The organism is Burkholderia sp. BC1, from assembly GCF_052683555.1.
Window position 1 is genome coordinate 1 of sequence record NZ_JBQYLP010000130.1, and the last position, 6290, is coordinate 6290.

Genomic DNA, 6290 nt, shown 5'->3' on the forward strand with positions numbered 1-6290 from the left:
CAACCTGCCTCGTCCGTTATGCGGACGACAGGCTCATTGATCAGCGTTTCCTTAGCGCCGGGCGTGTTCCCCGCAGCAATGCGTTCAGCGATGAGAAACCCATAAGCCGCGATACTCAGTACCGCATGATGGTGGAATCCACGCCAGCCGCGGCCTTCATAGTGGCCAAGCCCCAAGTCCTGTTTCAGATCCTGGTAGTCACGCTCGATGCGCCAACGCATGTGAGCTTTGGCTACCAGCTCGCCCAGTGTGATGTCCGCCGGCAGCGTGGAAAGAAAGTATTTCAACGGTTCAACATCGTCAGCGGGCCATTCGATGAGCAGCCATTGCTCGGGATGCAAACGGGCACGGCCTCGGTCGCCTCCGGCGTGACGCACACGCACTGCGGCAAAGCGTCCGCTGAGCATGGCGTTAGTCCCCTCGCGCCAGCATACCGTCTGGAATGCGCTCTGAGGCAGCGCATGGGCCAGATCCTTGACCTTCATTGGCTTGCGCTGCGCTGTCTCTCGCGGCCTCACCGGCGGGCGGCCGCGGCCACCGTAGGGCTCAGGCGGCAACGGCTCGACTCCGGGCGGCCAGACAACCACTGCCGATGTCACGCCTACGATATAGTCCAGTCCGAGTTCGCTCAGGCGCTGACGAAACGTTGTGTCGACGCCATAGCCCGCATCTGCCAGCACACAGTGCCGCGGCGCACCTTCGGCTAGCAGCGTCTGCAGTTGTTGCAAGGCGATTTCCGTCTTCGTGGCAAATTTCACCTCGGGCGGCACGCCGGCTTTCTCGCGTCGCTGCACATCCTCAGCCCACGGCTCAGGCAGATACAGCCGGTAAGCGACCGGAATGCTGGCCTGCTCGTTAGCCAGTGAAATGCTCACCGCGACCTGACAATTGTCCTGCTTGCCCAGCACGCCACAGTATTGCCGTGCTACACCGACCGAGTGCTTGCCCTTTTTTGGAAAGCCCGTGTCATCAATGATCCAGAATCCGCCACTCGAGAAATCCATCGTCGGCACCACCCACTGGCAGACCCTTCGCAACATCTCCTCGTCAGACCAGTCTGCTTTCGCGACGAAGTGATGCAGCGCTTGATGTCGTGAGCTGACATGCAGCGGATCGAGTCCCGCGGCCATCGGTTCCACACTCTTACGCGAGAGCGGCAACATCAGGCCGGCGCAGTAACCCTGTAGGCCAGCACGCCGGTCCGCATGTCCCAGTCCCTGCGCAAGGTGGTCCAGATACTGTTCAAATCGGCTCAGTGTCACCATTGCTAGCTCTCCTATATATAGGAGATTGAAGTGTAGCATTTTTATGACACAGTAAGACTAACACTAAGAATGAAATCGTAGACGTGCTGACGGGCCCGGAGCGCCATCCTCAATGGCCAGCCCGTTGACCTTGCAGCAGCCGTCAATCTGATGGACGACGGCATCCGAGAGACGCTGCACTCGGCTCAAGACTGGGACAGCGAGCAGGAATTCGTGGATGCGTACGTCGCAGCGCACGCCGAGGCTTATGGAGAGAACTTCACGGCTTGAGGCTGGTTAGTGGCCGGTTAGCGCGAAAACCGCCAGCCGCCCGCATAGCTGATCAATCAAATTTTCCTGCCCGAAGTGCGGCGAGAATGCGCGCACCGGGATACATAGTGCCTCATCCAGTGCGGACTCGCGCGCCGAAGCTTTTCGAGCAAAGCGACCGCGCCGTCCGCGGCGAGAACAGGTTCGGCACGGGCGATCTGCCGGATCTCCGCCAGCGCTTCTTTCAGACGCTGGATCGGCAACGCGGATTTCCAGCCGAAGGCACCACGCCGGAACCGCGTGGCGAAAGCCCATTTGTGAGAGGTTGTACGTGTCATGCTGCGGGGTGCCAGCTCAGCGCGTCTTCATATAGGCGGCGTACAGTGCCGTGTTGAGCGCCTGCAGTTCGCGCCGGGTTTCCAGCAGTTCGTGATGCCGGCCCTGACGCTCCAGACTGAGTATCTGGAGCATCACCTTCGCCGCTCGCTCGGGCGCATTGCGTCGCGAAGGCTCTGCCTGTTTGAACAGCGGCGCGAGGCCGGCCTTTTCCGTGAGTACCCACGCCGGAAACCATGCCAGATCGTCAATGTCGCCGGCGCCGTCGAACGACGTATCGAAGTTGCGCCGCAACGTATTGACGCACGCGTCGCCAAGCCGGCTCAAAAGCTGGTCAAATCGGGATGGAGAAAGCCACGCAAGTTCCACCAGCAATGGCCAGGCCGCGTCCAGGCCATCGAGCCGGTAGCGTGCCTCCGCCATCCAGCAAAGCGGCGCTGGAATCCGTCGCCAGGACGCGATGCACGATACCGCCTCACACGCCTCGGCCCACCGCGCAGCGAGCAGGAAGAGCGGTGCCGCATGCGCATCCGCGTGGTCCGCCCGGAAAGGCAGCGCAGCGGCGCGCCCGGCCAGTTCTGCCCAGAGCGGGGCGAGCCAGGTGGCCGAGGTCGGGGCCGGAAACAGACGCGATACGGCAGGCCGGACTTCGTGAGATAGCACATGGCGCGCAGCCAGAACCGCCTCGTGGCTGTCGAGCGGTACCGTCGAGCGCGCGTCGAGGACATCGACGATCAATCCGAGATGTGTCAGGGCATCGTCGTCCGGATACTCGTTCGCAAGGGCCTGCAGCGCGCGCCGCGCGCCCGCGGCATCGTACCGCTGCAACGCTGACAGGACGTCATTGCGCAGCATCACGTCGCGGCTGTCGTTGAAAATGTCGAGCTGCATCCGTCGGATTCAGAACAGTTGGCTGGTCAGGCTGACGAGATTAATCCATTTGACCGCGCTTCTCAATTTCCTGTCGTGCTCATCGACTGACTCGACGATTGCGCGCCGACCGCTCGCGTCGGTGACCACGGTGCGGGCGCGTCATCAGTGGTCGTGTTCCGTCGAATCTGCGAAAGACGGTTCCCAGGCCTGTCCGCCGTAGAACACGCCAACGATTGACACTACCTCAGGATCCACAAGGTAAGCAATCACGGCGCGCTGCCGGTAGTGGGTCACGCGCAGGCCAAGCAACAGATCATCGCGCGGGACGCCGCGCTCAGGGAACGTCTGCAGGCGCAGGCAGAAACTAATGATGGCGTCGACGTATTGGGCCGCCGTGACGGGCGAACCCGCTTCACTGATGAACCGTTCGATGTCCTCAAGCTGGTCCCGCGCTTCCGGGGCAAACTGCACCCGGTAGTTCATGCGGCGCCCGAGCGCTTCTTCGCCAGGTGAGCGCGCACCTGCTCGGGCGTGAGCGCGCGCGCGGGCTCCGCGCGCAACGCTTCGGCCGCCGGCACCACCTCGTCACGCAGCCAGGCCTCGATAGCCCTGTCGCGGGCCGCGAGGGTGCGTAGCCCGTCGCGGATCACCTCGCTTTCAGAAGCATATTCGCCGCTGGCGACCTTGGTGCGGATGAGCTCGGCCATCTCGTTGGGCAGGGTAATGCTGAACTGCTGTGTGGTACGCATGGCGCTCTCCTAGCTGACAGGATTTAATCCTACTCCGTCGACGGGGGTGCTGGCAAGGCGCGCCGGCCTTGCACAGATGACGATAGCGGCTGCGCGCGACGGGACGGGACGGGACGGGACGGGACGGCGCACAGCTTGACGGATCTTCCTGCGGCGGATCTTCCTGCGGCGAACCATTTCGAAGGAAAAGCTGGATGCGTCTGTCAATCACACGCCCGTCAGCCAGTCCGAAAATGAACGTGTGGCCGTGCATTCCGGACCGCCGGTGCCGGGCAGAGGCCCGCCGCCACGACGTCACCTCCCCGCGGTATTCGAGGATCCGCTGGCCGGCTGGAATCGCCTGTAGCGCGAACACGCCTCGCCCATGAACCGATGATTTTCTGACCGTCACGCGCCGCACTTCGTCACTCCTGATCCGTTGAGGGTGGAAGCATAGCGAGCGGCGCGCTGCGCGGCAACCGGTACCCTCGCGTCAGAACAACCGGGTCTGCCGGGGATCGCGTGGTGGCGGTCGGGATACGTCAGTCCGGCTGGTTTGTCGACGTTTGCCGCGCCTGTCTCCGACCCGCTGTAGCCGTGCCAGCATCAGGCATTCGCCTGCGCCATCGTTGAAGCGCAACTCGAACACGCCGGTTTCGCCGGACGGACATGGCGCCGTTGCGCGGAACGACAGGCGCAGACCCCGCCGTTTTGCGCGGGCAATCATCTGCGTGCGGCTCATGCCTGGCCAGCAATCCGCCATGAAGAGCGTCACGGTCCCGGGCAGGGACTCATGCGCGACGCCCTGTGGAAGCGTCAGTCCGGCGAGCAGGTAGATATCAGCCATGCAGCCCATTTCCCTGGTGGCAAGTACCTTTGCGTTTATACCGCTTTTTTGCGACGCGTTGCTGGTGTGGCGGTCGGAATGGCGCGAGAGGAACGGGTCGGACGTGGCACCTTCCGGACTCCGGCCAAGGCGAGCAGGCCGGATTTTTGCTGTGGATAAAATCGGCCGCACTCTCCCAGCCACAGTGCTATCCCTTAAGTAGCTGCGCCAGATCCTCTCTCGCGAGCCACGGTCTGCGTCGATGCAGCATGCGATGGCAATTCGCGCAGACAAGTGCCAAGTCCTCGACCCGTACGATATCGCCGTCATCTTCGAGCGAGCTTAGCGGCATCGTGTGGTGCGCCTCGATATAGCCGTGACCGATCTCGCCATACGCCTCGTTGAAGTCGAAGCCACAGCATGAGCAGCGTAGACAGCCGTCGCGCCTCATGGCAATCTCTTTCGCTTCGCGAATCAATTGAGGATTGCGCTCGCGAGTCGAGTGCAATCGATAGAGTCGACGCCCCTCCGGGAAGCCCTCGAGCGCCCACTCTCGCGCCGGCGGGACGTTCTCCGCGAGCGCATCGGCCTTAAGGCGATACTCCGCCAGTTCGAACAGGTCATCGACAAAGTTGTCGATCTGTGCTGCCGTCTGCGGCAAGATCAAAGTCGTGGTTTCGCTGCCGTACGTCGCTAGAAAGTACGCTCGCCGTTGCTCGTTTTTACCATCGCGCTTGCTCGGCGGATAGGTCCACTCCAGCGTCGGTATGGAGGCGTGCGCAAGCAGCTTGTGCAACTCGCAAATCGGGCCAAGGCGGCTTTCTGGAAAAATTACGATGTAGTAGTTGCCGGTTTTCTTCCAATCAATCAACAGCAACCAGCGCGCAACATCATCAGCCCTCACGAAGAACACCCCTTCACAGGCCTTGCCGTCCACCCATTGATGGAATCCTTTCAGGTAGCGCGATCGATGCGGCTCGCTGACCTCATGGCGGCTGCACTGTCTCAGCAGTGCAGCGAGTTGCTGAGTCGTGTGATAGTCCATCTCGTTCTTATTGAGAATTACATAACCAATGACATCACCACAGTTCGGCTTGCTCCAGCAGGCGGCAATGATCGATTTGCGCTTCTGGCCGCTCTTGAGCTTGCGCCGTGCGGTGTGCTTGAGCTCGGCCAGGGTGTTGGGGCAGTAGTTCGCCAACGCGTGCCGCTTGAGCCATGCACAGGTACTCGACCGGATTGAGGTCCGGAGCGTAGCCTGGCAGCAGCGCCATCTGTACGGCCCCGCGCGTGCCGTCGAGGTACTCGCGCACGATGCGGCTCTTGTGTTGGGCGGCGCCGTCCCACACGATCAGCAACTTGCGCTTGAGCTGCGCGCGCAGCGCCTTGAGGAACTCCACGATCTGCGCGCTCTTGATCGCGCCGTCGTGCAGTCGAAACACGAAGTTCGTGCGGGTGAGCCCAGCGATGGCCGAGACGTGTTTCCAGTTGAAGTGGAACTGGATGACGGGCGTGCAACCCTTCGGCGCCCAGGTGCGCACCCGCGTGGGACGCTCCGACAGGCCCGACCGTCGATGAAGACGATCAGCCGTCGCTCGCTGGCACACTTTTTTTGAGCGCAGGCCACGTCTTGCGCTTCCAAGTCCGCACCGCCTCCTCGTTGCGCTCGATGGCCCGGCGCTCGGGCTTTTGCGAACTGAACCCCAACGCACCCAGCAGCCGCCAGACATGCACTTCGCTGAAGGTGACGCCGTACAGCCGCGCAATCAGCGTGCGCACGCGCTTGAGCGTCCACAGCTCGGTGCCGAAACCATGCACGAGCGGCCCTTGCAGCAGCGCCGCGCGCAAGCCCTCGAGCTGGCTCGCCTCCAATTGCGCTGGCCGGCCCGTGGCCATGGCGCGTAGCGCTTCGATGCCGCCTTCGTCGAGCCGAGCCTTCCAGGTGTATGCGGTCTGCCGTGCTGAGCGTGAGCACGTAAATCGATGGGGCAATGAGCAACATAAATGATGTTC

7 protein-coding genes and 3 pseudogenes are annotated in these 6290 nt (G+C 62.4%); 1 reads left to right on the forward strand and 9 read right to left on the reverse strand.

The genetic code is table 11. The features are described from left to right. The coding region (locus ACSHSS_RS29420; RefSeq protein WP_445545907.1) for an IS701 family transposase at positions 1-1265 on the reverse strand (1265 nt) is incomplete at its 3' end. 105 nt (positions 1266-1370) lie between these two features. Here ACSHSS_RS29420 and ACSHSS_RS29425 point away from each other — a divergent pair. Continuing rightward, a complete protein-coding gene (locus tag ACSHSS_RS29425; protein ID WP_423236841.1) occupies positions 1371-1535 on the forward strand; it encodes a hypothetical protein in 165 nt (54 codons plus the stop codon). Between the two features lie 128 nt (positions 1536-1663). Here the strand turns inward: ACSHSS_RS29425 and ACSHSS_RS29430 are convergent. From ACSHSS_RS29430 to ACSHSS_RS29465, 8 genes and pseudogenes are all read right to left on the reverse strand, one after another. After that, positions 1664-1852, reverse strand: a pseudogene (locus tag ACSHSS_RS29430) (hypothetical protein); the annotation flags it as partial. A gap of 16 nt (positions 1853-1868) precedes the next feature. Continuing rightward, positions 1869-2741, reverse strand: coding sequence for a hypothetical protein (locus tag ACSHSS_RS29435; protein WP_217258591.1), 873 nt, complete (start codon positions 2739-2741; stop codon positions 1869-1871). 144 nt (positions 2742-2885) lie between these two features. Then, positions 2886-3206, reverse strand: a complete 321-nt coding sequence (locus ACSHSS_RS29440; protein ID WP_217258590.1) for a type II toxin-antitoxin system RelE/ParE family toxin — start codon at positions 3204-3206, stop codon at positions 2886-2888. Then, positions 3203-3472, reverse strand: coding sequence for a type II toxin-antitoxin system ParD family antitoxin (locus tag ACSHSS_RS29445; RefSeq protein WP_088176933.1), 270 nt, complete (start codon positions 3470-3472; stop codon positions 3203-3205). The genes ACSHSS_RS29440 and ACSHSS_RS29445 overlap by 4 nt, the downstream gene beginning before the upstream one ends. 202 nt (positions 3473-3674) lie before the next feature. Continuing rightward, positions 3675-3872: pseudogene (locus ACSHSS_RS29450) on the reverse strand (SET domain-containing protein-lysine N-methyltransferase); the annotation flags it as partial. Between the two features lie 72 nt (positions 3873-3944). Beyond that, a complete protein-coding gene (locus ACSHSS_RS29455; protein WP_217258589.1) occupies positions 3945-4298 on the reverse strand; it encodes a hypothetical protein in 354 nt (117 codons plus the stop codon). 187 nt (positions 4299-4485) lie between these two features. Beyond that, a complete protein-coding gene (locus ACSHSS_RS29460; RefSeq protein ID WP_445545908.1) occupies positions 4486-5322 on the reverse strand; it encodes an HNH endonuclease in 837 nt (278 codons plus the stop codon). A gap of 34 nt (positions 5323-5356) precedes the next feature. Beyond that, positions 5357-6290, reverse strand: a pseudogene (locus ACSHSS_RS29465) (IS630 family transposase); the annotation flags it as partial.